We start from the raw sequence: 22,937 nt of genomic DNA, 5'->3' as shown, positions 1-22,937 counted from the left end.
GTGGCGGGTGCAGAGTCGGCGCCGGCGGGGCGCTGTGCGTCGGGATGCGGCTGGGTCGTTAAACCGGATTCGTTCACGGGTTGATCCTTGTTATTTAGCGTGTGAGCGCAAGAGTCCCAAGCGCGCTTCGCAGAATACGCGCAGGAGAGCAGTAGATGGCGGAAATTGCCGCCGGCGACGCACTGACCGGCTCCGCCTTCGCCGAGGCGTCGCTCTCGGACCGATTTGACCTCCATAAATCGCGCGTGCTGATCACCGGCACTCAGGCGATCGTGCGTCTGCTGCTCATGCAGAAGGAGGCGGATCGCCGCGCCGGGTTGAACACCGCCGGCTTCGTGACCGGCTATCGCGGCTCGCCGCTCGGCGGCGTCGACGCGCAAATGCATAAGTCCAAGGCGCTGTTCGACGCCAATGATATTCTATACATGCCCGGACTCAACGAGGATCTCGCCGCGACCGCGATCTGGGGCGCGCAGCAGGCCGAGATGCGCGGCGAAGGCAAATATGACGGCGTCTTCTCGCTTTGGTACGGCAAAGGTCCCGGCGTCGACCGCAGCGGCGACGCCTTCAGGCACGTCAACCTCGCCGGCACGTCGCGCTATGGCGGCGCGCTGGCGCTCATGGGCGACGATCACACGGCGGAATCTTCGACCACCGCGCATCAGTCGGACTATCATTTCGTCGATGTGATGATTCCGATCCTGTCGCCGGCCGGCGTGCAGGAAATTCTCGACTACGGGCTTTATGGTTTCGCGCTGTCGCGCTACGCGGGCGTCTGGGTCGGCCTGAAGCTGCTCAAGGATACGGTCGAGTCGACGGCGTCGATCGACAGTTCGCCCGATCGCGTGCGCCCGATCGCGCCGATCGATTTCATCATGCCGCCCGGCGGGCTCAACATCCGCGCCGGCGATCCGGTTCTTGCTCAAGAAGAGCGGCTGCAGGAGAGCAAGCGCGATGCGATGCTCGCCTTCATTCGCGCCAACCGGTTGAATCGATTCATCACCTCCGGCGGCGCCAATCCGAAAATCGGCGTCATCACTGTCGGCAAATCCTATCTCGATGTGCGTCAGGCGATGGACGATCTCGGCCTCGACGAAGTCAAGGCGAACGATCTCGGTCTGCGCCTCTATAAGATCGCGGCGCCCTGGCCGATCGAGCCGCAAGGTCTGCGCGAATTCGCGCGCGGCCTCGATCTCATCATCGTCGTCGAAGAGAAGCGCTCGCTCATCGAAGTGCAGCTGCGCGAGGAATTATACGCTGCCCCGCATCAGCCGCTCTGCATCGGCAAGAAGGACGAGCGCGGCGACTGGCTGTTTCCGGTCAAGGGCGCGCTCGACGCCAATGACGTCGCCATCGCCATCGGCCGTCGTCTGTTGAAATATCATCCGCTCGAAGATCTCGAGGCGCGCGTGCGCCGACTGGAGCGCCTGCAGGACCGCCGCCGGACGATGACCGACGTCACCGTTCGCGTGCCGCATTTCTGCGCCGGCTGTCCGCATTCGACCTCTACCCATGTGCCCGAAGGTTCGCGCGCCTATACGGGCATCGGCTGCCATTACATGGCGCAATGGATGGGCCGCTCGACCGAAGGCTACACCCATATGGGCGGCGAGGGCGCGAACTGGATCGGCGAGGCGCCGTTCTCGACGCGCCAGCACATGTTCCAAAATCTCGGCGACGGCACCTATAATCATTCAGGTTCGCTCGCCATCCGCTTCGCGGTCGCGACCAACACCAACATCACCTTCAAAATTCTCTTCAACGGCGTCGTCGCCATGACCGGCGGCCAGAAGCACGAAGGCGAGTTAACGGTCGAAGCGGTCGCGCGGCAGGTCGCGGCCGAAGGCGTGAAAAAAATCGCGCTCGTCTCCGACGAGCCCGGCCGATATGCGCCGACGATCGGCTGGCCGCCGGGCCTGACCATTCATCATCGCAACGTCCTGAACGAAGTGCAGCGCGAATTGGCGCAGACGGAAGGCGTCACGGTGCTGATCTACGATCAGACCTGCGCCACCGAAAAGCGCCGCCTGCGCAAGCGCGGGCTGATGCCCGATCCCGACTCGCGCGTCATCATCAACGAACTCGTCTGCGAAGGCTGCGGCGACTGCGGCACCGCGTCGAACTGCGTCGCGGTGCAGCCGGTCGAAACCGAGTTCGGCCGCAAGCGGCGCATCGATCAGTCCGCCTGTAACAAGGATTTTTCCTGCCTCGAAGGCTTCTGCCCGAGCTTCGTCACCGTCCATGGCGGACGCATGAAAAAGGCGCCGCTGCCCTCGAAGGCAGACGCCAGCGGACAGCCCGCGCTGCCGGAGCCGCGTATCGCCGAGATCGGGGCCTTGCCATATGGCGTTCTGGTTGCGGGACTTGGCGGGACCGGCGTCGTGACCGTTTCCGCGATTCTCGGCATGGCCGCGCATCTCGAGGGCAAGGGCGTCGGCGTCATCGACATGGCCGGCCTCGCACAGAAGGGCGGGGCGGTCTATTGCCATGTGAAGATTGGCCGCACGCCGGCGGACGTGCATGCCATCCGCATCGCCGCGGGCGAAGCGGATCTGATGCTGGGCTGCGACCTCGTCGTCGCCGGCGCCAAGCAAGTGCTCGCCGCCGTCGAGCAGGGCAAGACGGCGGTGCTGGTCAATTGCGCCGAAGTGTTTCCCGGCGACATCGAGCGCAATCCCGACTTCGTCCTGCCGTCGGAGGAGATCAAGCAGGCGATCCGACGCGCCGGCGGCCCGGAGTCGACCTTCATCGATACGACGGCGCTCGCCCAGGCGTTGCTCGGCGATTCGATCGCCGCGAATATTTTCATCCTCGGCTACGCCTGGCAGAAGGGCTATCTGCCGCTGTCGGACGCCGCGATCCTGCGCGCCATCGAATTGAACGGCGAATCGGTGCCGATGAATCACTCGGCCTTTCTGTGGGGACGACGCGCCGCGCATGATCTCAACAGCGTGCTCGCTGTCGTCAAATCGCTGCGCCAGCCCAATGGCATTCGCGAGAAATCGAAGACGCTCGAAGACATCATCGAGCAGCGTGCGGCGTTCCTTGCCGATTACCAGGATAAGGCCTACGCCGCCCGCTATCGCGCCCGCGTCGAGGACATCGCCAAGCTCGAAGCGCAGCGCGCGCCGGGTTCGCATGAATTGACCGAAGCGGTGGCGCGCTATCTCTTCAAGCTGATGGCGGCGAAAGACTATTACGAAGTCGCGCGGCTATACACCGACGGGGCCTTCCAGCGCCAGCTCGACGAAACCTTTGACGGCGACCTGCGCCTCGAACTGCATCTTGCGCCCAATTTCCCGTCGCTTCAGCGCAAGACCGACTTCGGCGGTTCGCGCAAATTCACTTTTGGACCATGGATGTTCAAACTGCTGCGCGTGCTGGCCAAGATGAAAGGCTTGCGCAATACATGGCTCGATGTCTTCCGCTTCGACCACGACCGTGTGGTCGAGCGAAATTTGCTCGCGGATTATGAAGCGCTGCTCGACGAGTTTTCGATTTCGCTGGCGCGGGAAAATCATGCTGGCGCCGTCGCGCTGGCGCGTCTTCCGGAGCACATTCGCGGTTTCGGCCATGTCAAGGCGCGCCACATCGCTGCCGTCGACGCCGAGCGCGAGCGGCTGATCGCCGAATACCGTCACCCCGCGGCTGTAAAACTCGCCGCAGAGTGAACCGTTCAAGAGTTGCGTGTCGTCATGGGACCGTCGTCATTGCGAGGAGGCAAAGCCGACGAAGCAATCCAGAGTTCGAGCCGTGAATCTGGATTGCTTCGCTCCGCTCGCAGTGACGAGACCATGCTCCTGCGCCGTGCGCTCGTGCTCGGCGGCTCCACCGAGGCGCGTCTTCTTGCGACGCGCATCGCCGCGGATCGGCGGCTGTGGGGCGTCATTTCGCTCGCCGGGCGCACCAGCGCGCCGCTCGCGCATGATTTGCCGACGCGCGTCGGCGGCTTCGGCGGTGTTGAAGGATTGACGCGCTATCTCATTGAAGAGCGCATCTCCCATGTCGTCGACGCGACGCATCCCTTCGCGGCGCGCATTACCGCCAATGCGCGCGCCGCCTGCGCCGCCGCCGGCGCGCCGCTGCTCGTTCTGACACGCCCGCCATGGGTCGCGGCGCCGGGCGATCGCTGGATCGAGGTCGCGGGCAACGCCGCCGCGGCGCGCGCGCTCGGCGACAGTCCCCGCCGCGTCTTTCTTGCGATCGGCCGTCAGGGCGTCGCCGATTTTCGCGTCGCGCCGCAGCATCAATATTTTTTGCGGGTGATCGAAGCGCCGAACGCCGGCGATCTGCCGCCCTCCTGCGAAGTGATTTTCGGCCGTGGTCCCTTCGCGCTTGAAGACGAGATCGCGTTGATGCGCGACAGGCGCATCGAGATCATCGTGACGAAGAATAGCGGCGGCGCGCTCGCCTACGCCAAGATCGAGGCGGCGCGCGCGCTCGGGCTTGACGTCGTCATGATTGCGCGTCCGGCGCGCGGCGACGCCGCGATGACGCATGACATCGACGCGGCGATGGCATTCCTTTTTTCATGAGCCGCACGCTGATGATCCAGGGCACGGGCTCCGATGTCGGCAAATCGCTCCTCGTCGCGGGCCTCGCGCGCGCCTTCGTCAATCGCGGCGTCAAGGTCGCGCCCTTCAAGCCGCAGAACATGTCGAATAACGCCGCGGTGACCGTCGACGGCGGCGAGATCGGCCGTGCCCAGGCCTTGCAGGCGCGAGCCGCGCGGCTTACGCCTCGCATCGATATGAATCCGGTGCTGCTCAAACCGCAAGGCGCCTCGGGCGCGCAGATCATCGTGCAGGGACGCGTGGTCGGCCAGGCGAAGGCGCGCGACTATCAGGAATTGAAGCCGCGCCTGATGCGGAATGTGCTCGACAGCTATGCGCGGCTGCAGGCGGAAGCCGACATGGTCATCGTCGAAGGCGCCGGCAGCGCCGCCGAGGTCAATCTGCGCCGAAACGACATCGCCAATATGGGCTTCGCCCGCGAAGTCGACGCCCCGGTCGCGCTTGTCGGCGACATCGACCGCGGCGGAATCATCGCGCAGCTTCTCGGCTGCAAGGCGGCGCTCGACGAAGACGATGCGGCGATGATCGAAGGCTTCATCGTCAACAAGTTTCGCGGCGACGCCACGCTCTTCGACGACGGCTCGCGTTTTGTCGAACAGCGCACCGGCTGGCGGTCGCTCGGCCTCGTGCCGTTCTTCGACGCCGCCGCGCGGCTGCCGGCCGAAGACGCGTTTGGATTGCGCGCAAGAACGCATGATGAGGGCGACGGCGTCGTGATCGCGGTTCCGCTTCTGCCGCATATCGCCAATTTCGACGACCTCGATCCGCTGAAGGCGGAACCGGGCGCGCGCGTCATCTTCCTCAAGGACGGAGAGCCGCTGCCGCCTAAGACGCAACTCGTCATCCTGCCGGGATCGAAGGCGACCATCGCCGATCTTGCGGCGCTGCGCGCTTATGGCTGGGACATCGACATTCTCGCCCATGCGCGCCGCGGCGGCCGCGTGTTCGGCGTCTGCGGCGGCTATCAGATGCTCGGCCGATTCATTCGCGATCCGCTCGGCGTCGAGGGGCCCGCGGGCGAAGCGCCGGGACTGGGTCTCCTCGACGTCGAGACGACGTTGACCGGCGAAAAGACGCTGACGCCCGTCAGCGGCCATGCGCCGATGTTCGATGCTACTTTTAGCGGCTATGAAATGCATGTCGGCGAAACTGCCGGTCCTGATTGCGAGCGGCCTGCGCTGCGGCTCGCGGATGGACGCATCGACGGCGCGGTCTCGCGCGACGGCCTTGTCGCGGGCGCCTATGCGCATGGGCTGTTCGCTGACGATTCCCTGCGTGCGTCGCTGCTGCGCGTGCTCGGCGCGCCGCCGTCGCCGCTGCGCTATGAGGAGTCGATCGAAGAAACGCTCGATGCGCTTGCTGCGCATTGCGCGCGCCATATCGATCTCGACGCGCTATGGGAGATGGCGCGGTGACGGCGCATTCAACAATCGGCGCGCCGCCGACCGTCGCGCATGGCGGGCGGCTGGACGCGGCGCGGCGGCTATATCCCGACGCGCCGCAGCCCTGGATAGATCTGTCGACAGGCGTCAATCCGCGCGCCTATCCATTGCCGCCGGTTGCCGACGAGGTTTTTACCAGGCTTCCCGACGATGACGCATTCGCGGCGCTCGAGCGCGCGGCGCGCCGCTCCTATGGCGCTCCGGCCGGCGCCGACATCGTCGCGGGCGGCGGGACGCAAGCATTCATTCAATTGTTGCCGCGCGTCTTTCCGGCGAAGCGGGTCGCGGTGCTCGGCTTCACCTATGCGGAGCACGCCGCCTGTTGGGCGACCTCGGGCGCCGAAGTCGATGTCGTTGAGACGATGGATGCGCTGGCCGAAGCCGAAGCGGCGGTGATCGTCAACCCCAATAATCCCGACGGACGCTTCCTCGAACCACAGGAAATCTTGTCCGCGGCAAGTCGGATGTCGCAACGCGGCGGTCTGCTGATCGTCGATGAATCATTCATGGACTTCACGCCGGAGCGCAGCGTGGCGCGTTTCGCCAATGACGCAGCCCTTATCGTGCTGCGATCGTTCGGAAAGACCTATGGCCTCCCGGGCGCGCGGCTGGGCTTCGCGCTCGCTTCGCGTTCGCGCGCGGCGACGCTTCGCGCCGCGCTTGGGCCATGGGCCGTATCCGGTCCGGCGCTCGCCATCGGCGCAAGCGCGCTTGCCGATGACGCTTGGCGCGCGGGCGCCGCGCAGCTTGCCGCGCGAGACGCGGCGCGCCTCGACGCGCTTCTGGCGCAGGCAGGCTTTCACATCGCGGGCGGCACGACGCTGTTTCGTCTGGCGGCGCATCCGAACGCCGCACGCTGGTTCGCCCGTCTTGCCGCGCGTGGCGTGCTGACGCGCGCCTTCGTCGAAAAGCCGGACTGGCTGCGGTTTGGTCTGCCGGGAAATGACGACGCCTGGTCGCGGCTCGCGGAAGCGCTGGAGAGCGTCGATGGCGGCTGACGCGCCTGAAACGAGGGACGAGCCGCAAGCGGCGCAACTCGCGCCGGCCGAGGCGTTCAGCGAGGCCGAGCGCGCTGCGATCTATCGCGTCATCCATTCGCGCCGCGACGTGCGCGATGAATTCCTTCCCGACGACGTGCCGCGCGAAGTGCTGCTCCGAATCCTCGACGCCGCGCATCACGCGCCGTCGGTCGGCTTCATGCAGCCTTGGAACTTCATTATCGTCAAAGACGTCGAGAAGCGCCATGCCGTCTACGAGGCCTTTTTGCGCGCCTGCGAGGCCGAGGAACAGACCTTGGCGCCGGAGCAGCGTTCGCTCTACCGCAGCCTCAAACTGCAAGGCATCATGAAGGCGCCGCTCAATATTTGCGTCACCTGCGACCGCGCCCGCTTTGGCGCGACGGGGCTCGGGCGCAGTCAGCAGCCCGACACGGACATTCTCAGTACCGCCTGCGCGGTACAAAATCTATGGCTCGCGGCGCGCGCCGAAGGCGTCGGGGTCGGCTGGGTAAGCATCCTGAAGGACGCCGACCTGCGAGAGATATTCTATATTCCCAACGAGATAGCGATTGTCGCCTATCTCTGCGTCGGCTATGTCGCGCGGGCCTATACGTCGCCGGAACTCGAAGTGAAGCGTTGGGCGTCGCGCCTTCCTTTGGAGAATCTGATTTTCGAGGACAGCTGGGGACGGCTGGCCGCTTCCACAAACCCGCCTTAAATAGCTGAAAGGTTAACGCCAGCTTTCCTGTGGACGACTGGAATCAACCTGTTAGCGATGCTGGCTTTTTCAGCGTGACGCGTGAATGGTTGGAGCATCGGAATCCGCCGGATAGTCGAAGCTCCAATTCGGGGGCGTCGGAGACGCGAACATGGCGCCGATTAACTTGGAACAGCTGTTCGAAAAGACCTTCCCCCTCGCCAACAATACAATCCTCACCGTCACGGAAGTGCCTGACTGCGAGGAGAAGCTTCTGAAATTATTTGAACGCGCCATGCTGCGCGGCTTCGATACTCACGCGCCGCTGACGCAGATTCAATTGCCGATGGAGCGCTTCCCAGATCTCGGGTCGAAGTTCTGGCATGTGCCGATCGAGGATTGCGGCGCCGCCCAGGTGCTGCGCTTCTTCTTCGAGCCCCCGCAAACGCCGGCGCATTAACCTCCAGCGCCATGCGCTTTGAGCGGCGTCATCCGCTCATGCGCCTGTCCAGCCGGCTTCTTGCGTCTCAGCTTGCTCATCAAGAGATAGATCACCGGCGTGGTGTAGAGCGTCAGCGCCTGGCTGAGCAGCAAGCCGCCGACGATGGTGATGCCGAGCGGACGCCGAAGTTCGGCTCCGATCCCGGTCGCGAAGGCGAGCGGCAGCGCGCCGAACGTCGCGGCAAGCGTCGTCATCAGAATCGGACGGAATCTTTCGCGCGCCGCTTCGAGCGCGGCGTCATGCACGGACATGCCGCCGTCGCGCTCCGCCTGCAAGGCGAAGTCGACCAGCATGATGCCGTTCTTCTTGACGATGCCGATGAGCAGCAAAATGCCGATGAAGGCGATGATGGTGAATTCGACGCCGAACAATTCGAGCGACAGCAGCGCGCCGAGGCCGGCCGACGGCAGCGTCGAGATGATCGTGATCGGATGGATGAGGCTTTCGTAGAGAATGCCGAGAATGATGTAGACCGAGAGCAGCGCGGCGAGGATCAGTCCCGCCATGCCGGCCGCCACCTTGCGAAAATCCGCGACATCGCCGGCGAATTCGGCGCGAAGCGCGCCCGGCGGATTGAGCTCGGCGATCGCCTTTTCGATCGCTGCAACGGTCGCGTCGAGACTGTAGCCGGGCGCGACATTGTAGGAAATTGTCGTCGCCGGCACGACGCCCTGATGATTGACGACGAGCGGCGACGAGCTGCGCTCGATATGGGCGAGCGCGGTCAACGGAATCTGGTCGCCGGTCGCTGAAGAGACGTAAATTCCCGCGAGATCGCGAATATCGCGTTGCCGTTCGAGCGGCGTTTCATAGATCACGCGATATTGGTTGCGCTGCGTATAGATGATGGCGTCCTGGCGCTGGCCGAAGGCGCTGTTCAGCGCCGCATCGATAGCGGATATCGGCACATTCATGCGCGAGGCGGCCCTGCGATCGATGACGACCTTGGCGCGCAGCCCGCCGCGCTCCTGGTCGCTGGTCACATCGACGAGTTCCGGCGCCTGCTTGAGACGCTCCAGCACCTTGTCGCGCCATGCTTCGAGCATCTCGACCGACGGACTCGACAGCGTGAACTGATATTGCGCCTTGCTGAGCCGCCCGCCCGATCGCAAATCCTGAGAGGGCACCATATACACGTTAAGGCCGGCGATTTTCGCGAATTCTCGCCGCAGGCGCGCGATCACCTCCTTGCTTGACGCCTGCCGCTCATCGGCCGGCTTCAAGGCGACGAACAGCCGGCCCTGGTTCATGGAGGCGGTCAAGTTCGCGGCGCCGATAAACGAGCCGACATTGACCACATCCGGATCAGCGAGCAGCGTTTCAGACGCGAGTCGCTGCAGTCGCGCCATCTCGGTGAACGATACGTCCCCCGACGCCTCGGTCGTTCCATTGATCAGCCCGATATCGTCCTGGGGCAGCGTGCCCTTGGGGATCGTCTCATAGAGCCGCACCGTCCAGGCGATCGAGACGACCACCACGATCAGCGTGGCCCAAGGATGATCGATCACCGGCCGCAGGCTGCGCGCGTAAAAATCCACGACCCTGTCGAGACCGCCTTCGACAATCCGATCGAAGCGGGATGGCGGCTTCGCTCGGGGCGCGGGCAGACGCGCGCAGATCATCGGCGTCACCGTCAGCGAGATGACCGTCGAGATCGCGATGGCGAAGGTCAGCGTCCAGGCGAATTCGCGCAGCAGCCGGCCCATCACGCCTTCCATGAAGAGCAGCGGAATAAAAACGGCGACAAGCGACAGGCTGATCGACAGAACGGTGAAGCCGATCTGCTTCGCGCCGACCAGCGCCGCCTCCATCCGATCCAATCCACGCTCGGTGTTGCTTTGAATATTCTCGATCATCACGATCGCGTCGTCGACGACGAAGCCGACCGAGACCGTCAGGGCCATCAGCGAGAGATTATCGAGTGAGAATCCGGCGGCCCACATCGCCGCGCAAGTGCCGACGAGCGAGAGGGGGACGGTGATCCCCGCCGCGATGACCGGCGTGGCGCGGCGCAGGAACACATAGACGACGATCATCACCAGCACGATGGAGATCGCCAGCGTGCGCTGAATGTCGTGAATGCTGGCGCGGATCGTCTGGGTGCGGTCGGCGAGCACATGGATCTTGACGCCGCTTGGAATCCATTCCTGCAGCCGCGGCAGCAGCGCCTTAATCTGATCGACCGTTTCGATCACATTGGCGTCCGGCTGTTTGGCGACAATGAGGAGCACGGCGGGCTTGCCGTTGAACCATCCGGCGGCGTTGCGGTTTCTTACGCCGAGTTCGACCTTGGCGACGTCGCCGAGCTTGACCACTGCGCCATTGCGCGAGGCGACAACAATGTTGCGATAATCGTCGGGCGTCGACAGCTGATCGGTGGTCGCGAGCGTGATCTCGCGCGAACCGCCGCCGAGCGCGCCAACGGCGGAATGGGCGTTGGCGGCGTTGAGCGCATTGGCGACCACATCGACGCCAAGTCCCATGGCGGCGAGCCGCGCGCTGTCGACCTGGACGCGGATCGCTGGCTGTTCGGCGCCGGCGATCCGCGCCTCGGCGACGCCAGGAACCTGCGAAACGCGCTGCGCGATGACCGAGTCGACAGCGTCAAAAATCGCGCTGGTCGGCAAGGTGTCGGAAGTCATCGCCAGCACGATCACCGGCATGCCCGACTGGCTCGCTTTGCGATAGTGTGGCAGCATCGGCAGATCGGCGGGCAGGTCGGTCAGCGCCGCGTTCAGCGCCGCCTGCACGTCGCGCGCCGCGGCGTCAATGTCCCGCGTAATGTCGAACTGGGCGATGATCTGCGTCGAACCGAGCGAATTCGTCGAGGTCAGTTCGTTCAGGCCGGAGATGGTGGAGAGGCGACGTTCGAGCGGCGCTGCGACCGACGCCGCCATCGTCTGAGGATCGGCGCCGGGCCGCGAAGCGGAAATGCCAATAACCGGAAAATCGACGGCGGGGAGGCTCGCCACCGGCAGGAAAAAATAAGCGACGGCCCCTACGAGGAACAGCGCGCTCGCCAATAGCGTCGTTGCGACCGGCCGCTTGATAAACGGCGCGGAGATGTTCATTCGGCAGCCTCGCGCCTTGGCGGCTTGGGCAGCTCGACCACCCCGTCTTCGCCGGCGAAGCGCGGCGCGGCCGGCGGCGACAGCCGAACGCGCAGACGCTCCACGGCGAGATAGATGACAGGCGTCGTGTAGAGCGTCAGCGCCTGCGACAGCAGCAGGCCGCCGATGATCGCGACGCCGAGCGGGATGCGCAGCTCGCTGCCCGGCCCATGCGAGAGCGCGAGCGGCAGAGCGCCGAAAAGCGCCGCAAGCGTCGTCATCATGATCGGGCGGAATCGCAGATGGCAGGCGCGCACGATCGCGTCGCGCGCCGAGAGCCCGTCGTCGCGCTCGGCGTCCAACGCGAAGTCGATCATCATGATCGCGTTCTTCTTGACGATGCCCATCAGCAGAACGACGCCGATCAGCGCGACGATCGACATTTCAATGTGCAAGGCGAGCAGCGCCAGCAGCGCGCCGACGCCCGCCGACGGCAGAGTCGTCAGGACGGTAAAGGGATGGGCGAAGCTCTCGTAGAGAACGCCGAGCACGACATAGATCGACACGATCGCCGCGAGAATGAGCCAGGGTTCGCTCGCCAGCGACTTGTTGAATTCGGCGGCGTCGGCGCTGAAAACGCCGAGGATTGACGACGGCATGCCGATCGCGGCTTCGGCGTCGGCGATCATTTTCACCGCGTCGCCCAGCGAATAGCCTTGCGCAAGATCGAAACTGATGGTCGAGGCGGGAAACTGATCCTGATGCGCGACGGAGAGCGGCGCGGAAAGATCCTCCATATGCACGAAAGTTGCGAGCGGCGTCTGCGGTCCGCCGCCAGGCGGCGCGACATAAAGCTTCTGCAAGGCCGAAGGATCGCGCAGATATTGGGGCGCGGCTTCGAGAATGACGCGATATTGGTTCGATTGCGTGTAGATCGTCGAAATCTGCCGCTGCCCAAAAGCGTCGTTGAGCACGTCGTCGACATTTTGCGCGGTTATGCCAAGCCGACCCATTTTCTCGCGGTCGATCCGCATGAGCGTGCGCAGGCCGCCCTCCTGCGTTTCGGCGGCGACGTTGCGTAAGCCGGGCGTCTTGCGCAGACGGTCGAGCAGTCGGTTGGACCAGGTCAGCAATTCGCCGCCGTCGGCGGAGGTCAGCGTATATTGATATTGCGACCGGCTCGGCCGTGTTGTGATCTGGATGTCTTGCACCGGCTGAACGTAAAGCGTGACGCCGGGGATTTTTTCGCCCGCCGCCTTCAGACGGTCGGCGATTTTGTCGGCGCTCGCCCAGCGTTCGTCGTGCGGACGCAGCATCACCGTGAGCCGCGCGACATTGGTCGTCGCATTGAGGGTTCCGACGCCCAGCACCGATGTCACGCCGCTGACGTCGGGGTCGCGGCGAAAGGCTTCGGCGACCTTGGCCTGCAGCGCCGTCATCTTGTCGAAGGAGGCGTCCGGCGCCGCCTCCATCACCGCCGACAGCACGCCGGTGTCCTGCCGCGGCAGGAAACCCTTGGGAATGATTGCGTAGAGCACGATGGTGAGCGCCAGCGTCGCGACGGTCAGCCCGAGCATGAATGTCTCGCGCTTGAGCGCCCAGTCGAGCGATTTTTCATAAGCGCGGTCAAGCGCCAGCGAAATCGTTTCCCATCGCGATCGACCAGGCGGCGGCGCAAAGCGCAGCAGCGCCGCGCACAGCATTGGCGTCAGCGTCAGCGAGATCGCCGCCGAGACGACGACCGCCATTGTCAGCGTCAGGGCGAATTCGCGGAACATCCGTCCGACGATGCCGGTCATGAACAGGAGCGGTATGAACACCGCGATGAGCGAGACGGTAAGCGATACGACCGTGAAGCCGATCTGGCGCGCGCCGTCGAGCGCCGCCTGACGCGGCGCTTTGCCTTCTTCGATGTTGCGGACGATGTTTTCGATCATCACGATCGCATCGTCGACGATAAAGCCCGTGCCGATCGTCAGCGCCATCAACGACAGATTGTCGAGCGAGAATCCCGCGGCCCACATGGTGGAGAATGTCGCGATGATCGAGAGCGGCAGGCTGACGCCGGCGATGACGGTCGCGCGCCAGCTTCGCAAAAACATCAGCACGACAAGAACGACGAGAGCCGCGGCGATGACAAGCGTCAGCTGCACTTCGAAAATCGAGGCGCGGATCGTGACGGTTCGGTCATTGACGATTTCGAGCGACATGCCGGCGGGAAGCGCCCGCTGAATCTGCGGCAGCTCGTGCTTCACCAATTCGACGGTGTTGATGATATTGGCGCCGGGCTGGCGCAGCACGTCGAGAACCACCGTCTGCACGCCATTGTGCCAGCCGCCGACGCGGGCGTTCTCCAGCCCGTCGAGGACCTGCGCCACGTCGCGCAGCATCACCGGCGCATTGTTGCGCCAGGCGACGATGATGTCGTTATATTGACGGGCCTGCAGAATCTGGTCGTTGGCGTCCAGCACATAGGACTGCCGCCTGCCGTCGAGCGAGCCCTTGGCGCCGGCGACATTCGCTGAAGCGATGGCGAGGCGCAGATCCTCCATGCTGATGCGATTGGCCGCGAGGCGCGCGAGATCGGCCTGAATGCGCACGGCCGGCCGGACGCCGCCCTGCACCGAGACGCGGCCGACGCCCGAGACCTGCGAGAGCTGCGGCGCGATCAGCGTGTCGGCGCGATCGCTTAGATCGCGCAGCGTGGCGGTCTTCGAGTGCAGCGTCAGCGTCAGGATCGGCGTGTCGGCGGGGTTTACCTTGGCGTAGACCGGCGGATAGGGGAGGTTGCGCGGCAGCGTCGAGGCGGCGGCGTTGATCGCCGCCTGAATGTCTTGCGCCGCCGCGTCGATGTTGCGGTCGAGATCGAATTGCAGCGTGATCTGCGACAGCCCGAACGAGCTTTGCGACGACATGCTGGTCAGCGACGGAATCTGTCCGAACTGGCGTTCGAGCGACGCCGTCACCAGCGACGCGATCGTATCGGGATTGGCGCCGGGAAGCTGCGTCGTTACCTGGATGGTCGGAAAATCGACCTGCGGCAACGGCGAGACCGGAAGCCGCAAATAGCCCATCACGCCAAACAGCAGCACGGCGAACGCCAAGAGCGACGTCGCCACCGGCCGGCGGATGAAGGGCGCAGATACGTTCATTTCTTCATTCGACCGCCTGGCGCGCGCGGCGCCGCTCCACGCCCCGGCTTTGCGCGCTCTTCTTCGCCGCTGGCGTCGGCGCTGTCGGCGTCCGCAGCCGAAGGCGCGCTCACGACCTGAATTTTTGCGCCGTCCGACAGTTTGGAGAAGCCGCTCGTCAGAACGACATCGCCGGGCTGTATCCCAGAAGCGATGACCGCGATTTTCTCATCCTGTCGGCCCGTCGTCACCTCGCGCATGGTCGCGACGTCATTGGCGCCGAGCACATAGACGAAGGCGCCGCTCGGCCCGCGCTGCACCGCGTGGCTCGGGGCCACGAGCACGTTCTTCAGCGTGTCGAGCATCAGACGAACATTGACGAATTGGCCGGGCCAGAGCGACAGCGTTTGATTCGCAAAGGTCGCTTTGAGGCGCACCGTTCCGGTCATCTGGTCGATCTGATTATCGATGACGCTCAGTTCTCCCGTTTCGATCGGCGTCGCGTTGTCCGGACCAAGCGCCACGACTTTGGCCGCTCCTTTGGCCTGCGCCTTCTGCACCGCGGGCAGCGCCTGCTGAGGCAGAGTGAACACAACATAAATCGGCTTCAGTTGCGTGATGACGACAATGCCGGTCGAATCCGAGGCGTGCAGAATATTGCCGACGTCGACGAGACGGATGCCGGCGCGCCCGTCGATCGGCGAGCGGATCGTCGCATAGTCGAGCGTTGTCTTGGCGTTGTCGATCGCCGCCTTGTCGGCCCGCACCAGCGCTTCAAGCTGAGCCACCGTCGCCTTCTGGGTGGCGTGTTTCTGCTTCGAGGCGAAATTGCCGACGACGAGCCTCTCGTAGCGGGCGAGATCGACGCGAGCGTTGGCGAGATTGGCTTCGTCCTGCGCCTTCTTGGCGACCGCCTGATCATATTGCGCTTGATAAAGCGCCGGATCGATTTCGGCCAATATGTCGCCCTTGTGGACGTCCTGACCTTCGGTGAAGGCGAGACGCAGCAAACGTCCGTCGACCTGGGTGCGGATCGTCACCGTATTGAGCGCCTGCACGGTGCCGACCGCGTCGATGGTCACCGGCACGTCTTCGAGACGGGTCTTCGAAACAGTCACCGTAACGATACGCTCGCCCCGCGCGCCGCCGGAAGGCCCTGCGCCGGCGCCCTGGTCCCCCGAGCGGAAGCCAGGAAGCTTTCCAGCCTGATACGCTAAGGCCAAGGCGACAGCGAGCGTTAGCGCGCCGATCGCGAGCAGGACCCTTCGGCTGACGCGGGTCATGGCCATGGTCCCCTGTCAGCTTCATAGGCCGCGTTGGAGCGGGCGATCTCGATTTCGCGGGTCGTCGGCCCCCAGCCGCCGCCAAGCGCCTGATAGAGGCTCGTCGCCGCCTGGAAATGGGAGAGACGCGCGACGGCAAGCTGGTCCTGCGTCTGGAAATAGCTTGTTTGCGTCTGCGCCAGCGTCACTATGTCGATTGTTCCTTCCCGCAGAGTCATCTCCGCAGCGCCCAAGGCGGTTCGAGCGGCGGACACCGCGACGCTCAGGAACTTCATCTGGCGGTCCGTCTCGCGTATTGCAATCAGCGCATTCTCAGTATCCGACAGCGCGGTTAGAATTTGTTTGCGGTAAAGCGCCGCCAGTTCCGAATAGCGGCCTTTTTGCTGGTCATATTGGCCCTGCAGATTCCATCCATCGAACACCGGCTGGGTCAGCGTGCCGGCGAGCTGTATGGCGATGGCGTCCGGCCGCAGCAGCAGCGTCGAGAGCAGCGCGCTCTGGAAGCCATAGAGGCTCGTCAGGCTTATCGACGGGAAAAACGCGGCCCGCGCCTGCAACACTGAAAACTCCTGCGAGGCGAGCCGCGCTTCCGCCTCGGCCACGTCGGGTCGGCGCAAGAGCACTTCCGACGGCAGTCCCGGCGCAATGCGCGGAAAGTTCAGCTTGATCAGCGAGCCGCCCTTGATGGTCATGCTCTCGGGCGTCTGTCCCAGCAGCACCGCAAGATTGTTCCGGGTCTGGCGCAGGGTCTGTTCGAGCGGCGGAATGGACGCCTGCTGCTGCGCAAGGATGGTTTGCTGTTGTGACGTGTCGAGCACTGTCGCCACGCCGACTTCGAGCCTAGCGTTGATCGCGTCCATCACCTGCTGCGCGATCGCGACGTTCTGGCGGGCGATGACCAGACGGTCCTGGGCGGTGAGCACCTGGAAATAGGCGTTCAGCACTGCGGCGACGGTCGAGATTTCGACGACGTTGCGATCGAAGCGCGACACATTGGCGAGGATGCGCGCGGCCATCGACGCGTCCTCGTTCTTGCCCCAGAAATCCAGTTCATAGCTCGCGGTCAGGCCGAGCTGGAAAAAGCCGAAGTTGCGCGCGCGGAACCCGGAGCTGGTCAGGCTGGAGGTCGAACTCGACGACGTAGCCGGATTAAATCCGGAGCTCGCTGAGCCGACATTGATCGTCGTGCCGGGAGTCCGCGTCGTGCGGGCGATATCCGTCAACGAGACCGCAGGCCATTGCGCGGCGCTTGAAACGCGCGCCTGCGCGTCGGCCTGGGTGATGCGGGCGATCGCCGCGGCGAGGTCGAGATTGTCGTCGAGCGCGCGCTCGACGAGCTGAGTCAATTCCTTGGAGCCGAATTTGACGGCGAAATCCCGTCCCCCGGAGATCGGCGGCGCCGGATGCGGCTTCGCTTCCACGAAACGCGCCGGCGGCGGCGCCGACAGACTGGGCTTGTCCCACTCCAGATCGCAGCCGGAGAGCGCCGCCGCGACCATCGCAGCCGCCAGCGCCGGGCGAGTAGAGTGAGACAGAGCGGGCGCGGTCAAGGAGCAGACGTCTCCGGAAGGGACGGCGGGAACGGCCTGAGCGTCCCCTTCCTTAAGCGCCAGTGGAGGCTTGGGGAAGGCCCGCGCCCTCGGGCCCTGCGGCTCCGTTTCGCTCGCCCCAAGCGGGCGAGCGGCGGATCGCAAGCCATCCCAAGCGGCGGCGAGGAGGCGCGCGCTGGCCGTCAACGCGCGAAAAGCTGTGAATCACAAGCTCGCGCGCGGCGGCGCTATGGTCAAGTTACGTATCGGTAAGGACGGCGCGGCTTCGGGGCCGGGCGCCGTCGCTATTCCGAGTCGGGCGCGGGCGCAGCGGGCTTGGCCTTCGCCGGCTTTGCCGGTTTCGCCGCCGGCTTTGCAGTCTCCTTGGCGGCCGGCTTTGGCGTTTCCTTCGCAGACGGCTCATGCGCGACTGGCTCTTTCGCCGCCGGCTCCTTGGCCTCGGGCGCAGCTGCTTTCGGGGCAGGCTCCTGGGCGGCGGGCTTGGCGTCTGCCGCCGGCTTGGTGGGGCCGGAAACCTTGGTCCAGGTCTCGCTCTGGCACAGGAAGGCGACGAGGCAGCCCGTCATCGTCAGCGCGGTCGGCGAATCGAGCGCGATCTTGCCGATATAGGTCTTGCCGCTTTCGGGATCATTGATATCGCCCTCCCAATGGTTGGGCGTCGTCTTCGCGGCGTTCTTCAAAACGACCGGCGGCGGCGAGCCGTCGGGCATCGGCTCGATGCCCTTGGCGCAAAGCTTGCCCGAGCAGTCGTAGAATTCCAGCTTGTCGTTGGGGTGCCCTTCGCGAACCCAAACTCCGTAAATGGCGTCGACGGCGTTCGCCGCTGATGGGGCGCAGAGGGCTGCCGCCATAGCGACGCGTAGAATCATTTTTTTCATGACGCCGGACCTCTGTTGGTTGCGGTGAAGGCGATTCGCTCAATCTAGCGAACGCCGGAACGCCGACTCGGTCAAGCCGCGTCGGCCGTGTCCCTTTTCGGTTCGCGCGGCGGACCAAGAAACGCGGGCACGATTATAAACGCGGCGAGCAATGTGAAGAACAATGAGATGGCAAGAAGTTGACCCATGCTCGCCGTTCCGGGATGGCTCGATAAAATCAGGCTGCCGAAAGCGGTGCCGGTCGTTAGCGAACTGAAGAAAATGGCGCGGGTGAGGCTTGAGGCCAACATGTCGACGACGCCCTTTCGCCAGGCGATGACGTAATAGATGTGAAAGGCGACGCCCACTCCGAACATCAGCGGCAGCGCGATGATGTTGGCGAAATTTAGCGACATGCCGAGCAAATCGGCGGCCTGAAGACTCATGATTCCCGCGAGCACCAGCGGGCCGAGCGTCAAGGCGACGTCGATCGGATTGCGCAGCGCCACCGCCAGGATGATAAAGATGGCGATGAAGGCGTAGAGTCCGGCTTCAAGAAAAGCGCGGGTGATGGTCTTTTGCGCTTCCGACACGATCACCGGCGGGCCGCTCGCGTCCGGCACGATCGCCTGGATCGCCTCGGCGAATTTGGTCATCACGACGCGGTCATTGCTGTCGCCTTTCGGCGTCGCTTCGACTCGCACGACGCCAGCGTCGGAAATCCACTCGTGACGCAAATCGGCGGGCATGGTGTCGATCGTCACGCGTTGCGCCTGCAGCGCCTGACGAATTTCGCCTAGCATCTTTTCGAAGCCGACAAATACCGCATCTCGCGCCGTGGCGCGCGTCGCCGGGCTTGCTTTCGCAAGAGCGTCGAGGTCGTCGGCAAAGCGCGTCACGGCGGGCAGGGGCTTCTTCGCGGTCGCCTTGCGCAACGCCTTGGCGGCGCTGATCAACGTCTTGACAGTCTCGGCGTCGCTGGCCGGCGACTTCATTTTGGGATTCAGCGCGCCGCGCAGTTGCGACACCGCCATGTCGACGAGCGCCAGCTTGTCGTCCTGTTCCTTGGGGATCAGGGAATCGATCGTATCGACGTGATCGACTTCGGGCAGCGCCGCGATTTTCTTTTCCAATTCGCGCGCGACTTCAAGCGACGGCGCCAGCACCTCGATCTTGTTGGGCGCGGTTTTCGGGTCCTTCGAAAGATCGAGGAAGGTCGCGACCGATTCGACCCTTTGATCGCGCAGATTCATTGGATTGGAGTCGAACACCAGATTCATCAGAGCGGGCATGCCAGCCAGCACGACGATCGCCGTGGCGATCAGCACGAAGAGGCGGTGGTGCGCGATCCAATGGTCGACGGCGGCGAGCGATGTCGTCGCGATCGGCACATGTTCCGCCCGCGGACGCAGCAGTTTGATCGCCGCCGGTAGAAATGTGAGCGTCGCGATATAGGCGACGATCATACCGACGCCGGCGATCAGCCCGAGTTCGGACACGCCGCTGAACGAGGTCGGCAGAAAGCAGAAGAATCCGGCAAGCAGCGACACGGCGGCGAGGGTGAGCGAGCCGCCGATGCCGCGGGTCGCCGAGAGCAGCGCGCGTTCGAGATCGTTGTCATTATGCCGTTCTTCGCGATAGCGCGTCGCAAACTGGATGCCGAAGTCGACGCCCAACCCGATGAATAGCGCTGCGAAGGCCACCGAGATGAGATTGAAGCGGCCGATCATCAAAATGCCGAGCCCCGAGGTCATCGCGAGACCGGCGATCAGGGTGATGAGCACCGCGAGGATGAGCTTTGGCGAGCGCAGCGCCGCGAAGAGAATGAGCGTCACCACGGCGAGCGTGCCGGTGGTGTTCAAGGCCATGTTTTCCGAAATGGTGGAGAATTCGTCGTCGGCGAGCGGGATTTGGCCTGTCAGGCGAAGCCTGATTCCGTGCTCTTCATCGAGATGCAGATCGTCGGCCGTCTTGCGCACGAATTTGATCGCGTCGCCTCCCGGCTCCAGGTCGGTATAGTCGACGATCGGCTTGGCGATGACGATGCGGCGCTTTTCCAATTCAGGCGGAGCCGGCGCGGTTCCGCCGGAGGCGAACAGCTTGCCCCAGTCGACCTCCGCCGGTTTTCCCGCGAGCGCCGCTTCAATGGCGGCGGAAAATTCTTCGACGCCGCCGACATACATTTTCAAGGCGCGTTCGCTGCCGGAAGCTGACTTGAAATTGCCGACCAGCACGTCAGACAGGCCGCGCAGACTCGGGTCCTCGGCAAGCGGCTGTAGAACGTCGCGCTGGCCGATCATCACGCCGACATGCTTTTCGATGTCGGAGACCGGCAGAAACAGCAGGCCGTTCTTGCGGAAATATTCATGCTCATCGGGACGCCACACCCGAGAGAAGAGCGAATTTCCCTGCAGGGCGTCATTGAGGCGCTTTGCGGCGTCGTCAGCCTCTTCGCCGGTCTTGGCGTCGATGACGACGACGATTAAGTCGAGAAGATCAGGAAAGGCTTTGTAGAGCGCCGCTTCGTTCTTGCGCCAGGCGACGTCGGGAGAAAAAAGATTGGCGGTCTCGGTGTCGATCGCGAATCGTTCGACGGTGACGTAAACGCCGCCCGCCGTCAGACCGAGAGTAAGCAGAACCACTGTCCACGGCCAGCGGAGGCAAAAGGCGACCAGCTTTTCGAGCATTCCGTATTTCCCGCCTTTTTGGCGCAAGACCTCATAGGCGCGGGGAGTCGGCGCTCTTGGGTCGGGTTTCTCTATACAAGCGCCCGGTGCGACCACCAAGGCGACTTGCGTCGAATCCTTAATCGCAACTCCATGCGGCAATATGACGCGATCATGTCACAGATAGGTCAGCCACCAGAGATCGCGGCGTCGGCGCTTCACCTCGGCAAACCAGCGACAGAACGGGTAGAGCGCCAAAATCACGAGTATCCAGGCGAGGTAAGCGCCCGCGAGGCCCGCGCCAGCTTCCAGCGGCGGGGCTCCGGCTTTCGCCCAGCCGGCGATATCCGACAGCGAATAGCCTTGCGCAAGCACGAAGGCCAGGGCCGCGCCCACGCCGACGTAAAGATGCAACACGTAAAAGAAGAGCGGCGTGCGGCCGAAGACGGTCAGCGCCGCGCCGATTGGTCCGCCAGCGCGCGCCAGCGCGGGCAGCGCCAGCGCCGCGCCGCCAAGCGTCGCCAGAAGATAGAGAAGCGAGGGTGGATATTTCGTTACCTTGAGAAACGAGAGCAGGGTGAACAGAGAGTCGCGCTGCGCGCTCCAGGGATGCGGATCGCCGTAGAGATTCGAAAAGCGCAGCACGACGAACAGCGCCAGCGCTGCGCCGCCCGCGAGATAGAGTGCGCGGTCCCGCAGATCTGCCGGCTTGAGGAACAGCGGACCGATTCCATATCCGAGCGCGGCGACGCCGATCCAGGGCAGCGCGGGATAGACAACGTCGCCGGGCATATCGAACGGCAACTTGCCAGTTTCGTGCAGCAGGCTCCACCACGGTCCGAAAGCGCCGAGGTCGGCTGCGTGAATGCCGTCGAGCAAATTATGGCCGAAGATGATCGAGACGCCCGTGAGAAGCACGGTGCGCGGCGACAGTCGCGACAGCGCGGCGAGCGCCACGAGGCCGCAACCGATCGCCCAGAGCGTCCCGAGTTCGATGCGTCCGGAACCCATGCTCCAGATCGGACTGATGACGGCGGCGTCAAGAAAAATCAGCCACAGGCCGCGCGCCGCGAGAAATCTCGACAGCGCCTCGGAGTCCTTGACCTTCGCGCCATAAAGATAAGCGCTGACGCCGGCGAGCGCGGTGAAGGTCGGCGCGCAGAAATGGGTGATGAAGCGGGTGAAGAATAGAAAGGCGTTGGTGCGATCCAAATCCGTCGGCGAGAAACGGATCGCGTCGGCGTCGAAGAAATCGCGCATATGGTCGAGCGCCATCAGCACCATGACGAGGCCGCGCAGCCGGTCGATCTCCGGCAGCCGATGCTCGTCGTAAAGCGGGTCTTGCGCTTCGCTTATCCGAGCTTGGCGAGGCCCGGAAACAGCTCCAGTAGCCAATAGGACATCTCCTGCACGCCGCCCGTAAGAAAGGCGACGCCGGTGAAGACGAGCAGGGCGCCGACGACTTTCTCGACCTTGCCGAAATGGCGTCGGAAACGCGCGACGAATGCCAGGAAGCGGCCGAGCGCCAGGCCGGCGCCGATGAAGGGCAGGCCCAGTCCAAGCGAATAGGTCGCCAGCAGAGCGGCGCCGAGCGCCACCGTCTCCTGGGTTCCGGCGACCGCGAGGATGGCGGCGAGGATCGGACCGATGCAGGGCGTCCAGCCGAAGGCGAAGGCGAGGCCCATGACATAGGAGCCGAACAGTCCCATCGGCTTGGTGATCTCGGCGCGCTTCTCGCGATAGAGCAGGCTGACTTTGAGCAGGCCGATGAAGTGCAGGCCCATCAGGATGATGATCGCGCCCGCCAGCCATGACAGGATATGCAGATTGGCGCGCAGCAGGCCGCCAAAGGCGCTCGCCGTCGCGCCGAGCGCGACAAACACCGTGCTGAAGCCGAGCACGAACAGGATCGAGGAGAAAAGAATGTCGCGCCGCGCCGCGGAGCGCGTTTCGATTTCGAGGTCCTCCATGCTGACGCCGGCGAGATAGGTCAGATAGGGCGGCACGAGCGGCAGCACGCAGGGGGAGAGGAAAGACAATAGTCCCGCCGCCGCAGCCGCCGGGAATGTGACATTCGCCATTCAGTGTCCTCAGCTCGATCGCCCATAGACTTCTGCCACAGGCGCGCCGGCGCGCAAAGGTTCGCCGACAAGAAAAAACCCCGCCGAAGCGGGGCTTTTATCCGAA

14 protein-coding genes are annotated in these 22,937 nt (G+C 64.2%); 6 read left to right on the top strand and 8 right to left on the bottom strand.

The annotated features are described in order from the left end of the window. Window positions 1-155 precede the first annotated feature (155 nt). From U1E20_RS07115 to U1E20_RS07090, 6 genes are all read left to right on the top strand, one after another. Window positions 156-3,671: an indolepyruvate ferredoxin oxidoreductase family protein gene (locus tag U1E20_RS07115; RefSeq protein ID WP_409979899.1), complete on the top strand. Its 3,516-nt coding sequence runs from the start codon at window positions 156-158 to the stop codon at window positions 3,669-3,671. A gap of 123 nt (window positions 3,672-3,794) precedes the next feature. Next, window positions 3,795-4,535, top strand: coding sequence for a cobalt-precorrin-6A reductase (locus tag U1E20_RS07110; protein WP_409979898.1), 741 nt, complete (start codon window positions 3,795-3,797; stop codon window positions 4,533-4,535). After that, window positions 4,532-5,989 carry a cobyric acid synthase gene (locus U1E20_RS07105; RefSeq protein WP_409979897.1) on the top strand — a complete coding sequence of 486 codons (1,458 nt, stop codon included), beginning with the start codon at window positions 4,532-4,534 and terminating at the stop codon, window positions 5,987-5,989. The genes U1E20_RS07110 and U1E20_RS07105 overlap by 4 nt, the downstream gene beginning before the upstream one ends. After that, the gene (cobD, locus tag U1E20_RS07100; protein ID WP_409979896.1) at window positions 5,971-7,014 is read left to right on the top strand and encodes a threonine-phosphate decarboxylase CobD; all 1,044 of its coding nucleotides are present in this window, start codon (window positions 5,971-5,973) and stop codon (window positions 7,012-7,014) included. Before U1E20_RS07105 ends, cobD begins: the two co-directional genes overlap by 19 nt. Continuing rightward, window positions 7,004-7,732 carry a 5,6-dimethylbenzimidazole synthase gene (bluB, locus tag U1E20_RS07095; RefSeq protein ID WP_409979895.1) on the top strand — a complete coding sequence of 243 codons (729 nt, stop codon included), beginning with the start codon at window positions 7,004-7,006 and terminating at the stop codon, window positions 7,730-7,732. The genes cobD and bluB overlap by 11 nt, the downstream gene beginning before the upstream one ends. A gap of 151 nt (window positions 7,733-7,883) precedes the next feature. Next, window positions 7,884-8,171 carry a hypothetical protein gene (locus tag U1E20_RS07090; RefSeq protein ID WP_409979894.1) on the top strand — a complete coding sequence of 96 codons (288 nt, stop codon included), beginning with the start codon at window positions 7,884-7,886 and terminating at the stop codon, window positions 8,169-8,171. Here the strand turns inward: U1E20_RS07090 and U1E20_RS07085 are convergent. From U1E20_RS07085 to U1E20_RS07050, 8 genes are all read right to left on the bottom strand, one after another. Continuing rightward, the gene (locus U1E20_RS07085; RefSeq protein WP_409979893.1) at window positions 8,168-11,284 is read right to left on the bottom strand and encodes an efflux RND transporter permease subunit; all 3,117 of its coding nucleotides are present in this window, start codon (window positions 11,282-11,284) and stop codon (window positions 8,168-8,170) included. The two genes, U1E20_RS07090 and U1E20_RS07085, sit on opposite strands and share 4 nt — an antisense overlap. Continuing rightward, on the bottom strand, window positions 11,281-14,415 hold the full coding sequence (locus U1E20_RS07080; protein ID WP_409979892.1) for an efflux RND transporter permease subunit: 3,135 nt from the start codon (window positions 14,413-14,415) through the stop codon (window positions 11,281-11,283). Before U1E20_RS07080 ends, U1E20_RS07085 begins: the two co-directional genes overlap by 4 nt. Then, on the bottom strand, window positions 14,412-15,677 hold the full coding sequence (locus tag U1E20_RS07075) for an efflux RND transporter periplasmic adaptor subunit (RefSeq protein WP_409979891.1): 1,266 nt from the start codon (window positions 15,675-15,677) through the stop codon (window positions 14,412-14,414). The genes U1E20_RS07080 and U1E20_RS07075 overlap by 4 nt, the downstream gene beginning before the upstream one ends. Then, window positions 15,674-17,227, bottom strand: coding sequence for an efflux transporter outer membrane subunit (locus U1E20_RS07070; RefSeq protein ID WP_409979890.1), 1,554 nt, complete (start codon window positions 17,225-17,227; stop codon window positions 15,674-15,676). The genes U1E20_RS07075 and U1E20_RS07070 overlap by 4 nt, the downstream gene beginning before the upstream one ends. 284 nt (window positions 17,228-17,511) lie before the next feature. After that, entirely contained in the window at window positions 17,512-18,078 is a 567-nt protein-coding gene (locus U1E20_RS07065) for a DUF2147 domain-containing protein (RefSeq protein WP_409979889.1), read from the bottom strand. A 98-nt stretch (window positions 18,079-18,176) separates the two neighbouring features. Beyond that, window positions 18,177-20,771: an MMPL family transporter gene (locus tag U1E20_RS07060; RefSeq protein ID WP_409979888.1), complete on the bottom strand. Its 2,595-nt coding sequence runs from the start codon at window positions 20,769-20,771 to the stop codon at window positions 18,177-18,179. A 156-nt stretch (window positions 20,772-20,927) separates the two neighbouring features. Further along, window positions 20,928-22,145, bottom strand: coding sequence for a DUF1624 domain-containing protein (locus U1E20_RS07055; RefSeq protein ID WP_409979887.1), 1,218 nt, complete (start codon window positions 22,143-22,145; stop codon window positions 20,928-20,930). Continuing rightward, window positions 22,103-22,831, bottom strand: a complete 729-nt coding sequence (locus tag U1E20_RS07050; protein WP_409979886.1) for a cytochrome c biogenesis CcdA family protein — start codon at window positions 22,829-22,831, stop codon at window positions 22,103-22,105. The genes U1E20_RS07055 and U1E20_RS07050 overlap by 43 nt, the downstream gene beginning before the upstream one ends. Between the last annotated feature and the right edge of the window lie 106 nt (window positions 22,832-22,937).

This window comes from Methylocystis sp., assembly GCF_046349115.1.
Classification (GTDB): Bacteria; Pseudomonadota; Alphaproteobacteria; order Rhizobiales; family Beijerinckiaceae; genus Methylocystis.
This window is presented reverse-complemented; position numbering and strand designations above follow the sequence as displayed.

Coding starts and splice junctions, on each gene's coding strand:
- U1E20_RS07080 (WP_409979892.1), bottom strand. CDS start 14,415: ATGAACGTATCTGCGCCCTTCATCCGCCGGCCGGTGGCGACGTCGCTC.
- bluB (WP_409979895.1), top strand. CDS start 7,004: ATGGCGGCTGACGCGCCTGAAACGAGGGACGAGCCGCAAGCGGCGCAA.
- cobD (WP_409979896.1), top strand. CDS start 5,971: ATGGGAGATGGCGCGGTGACGGCGCATTCAACAATCGGCGCGCCGCCG.
- U1E20_RS07065 (WP_409979889.1), bottom strand. CDS start 18,078: ATGGCGGCAGCCCTCTGCGCCCCATCAGCGGCGAACGCCGTCGACGCC.
- U1E20_RS07110 (WP_409979898.1), top strand. CDS start 3,795: ATGCTCCTGCGCCGTGCGCTCGTGCTCGGCGGCTCCACCGAGGCGCGT.
- U1E20_RS07090 (WP_409979894.1), top strand. CDS start 7,884: ATGGCGCCGATTAACTTGGAACAGCTGTTCGAAAAGACCTTCCCCCTC.
- U1E20_RS07115 (WP_409979899.1), top strand. CDS start 156: ATGGCGGAAATTGCCGCCGGCGACGCACTGACCGGCTCCGCCTTCGCC.
- U1E20_RS07050 (WP_409979886.1), bottom strand. CDS start 22,831: ATGGCGAATGTCACATTCCCGGCGGCTGCGGCGGCGGGACTATTGTCT.
- U1E20_RS07075 (WP_409979891.1), bottom strand. CDS start 15,677: ATGACCCGCGTCAGCCGAAGGGTCCTGCTCGCGATCGGCGCGCTAACG.
- U1E20_RS07105 (WP_409979897.1), top strand. CDS start 4,532: ATGAGCCGCACGCTGATGATCCAGGGCACGGGCTCCGATGTCGGCAAA.
- U1E20_RS07060 (WP_409979888.1), bottom strand. CDS start 20,771: ATGCTCGAAAAGCTGGTCGCCTTTTGCCTCCGCTGGCCGTGGACAGTG.
- U1E20_RS07085 (WP_409979893.1), bottom strand. CDS start 11,284: ATGAACATCTCCGCGCCGTTTATCAAGCGGCCGGTCGCAACGACGCTA.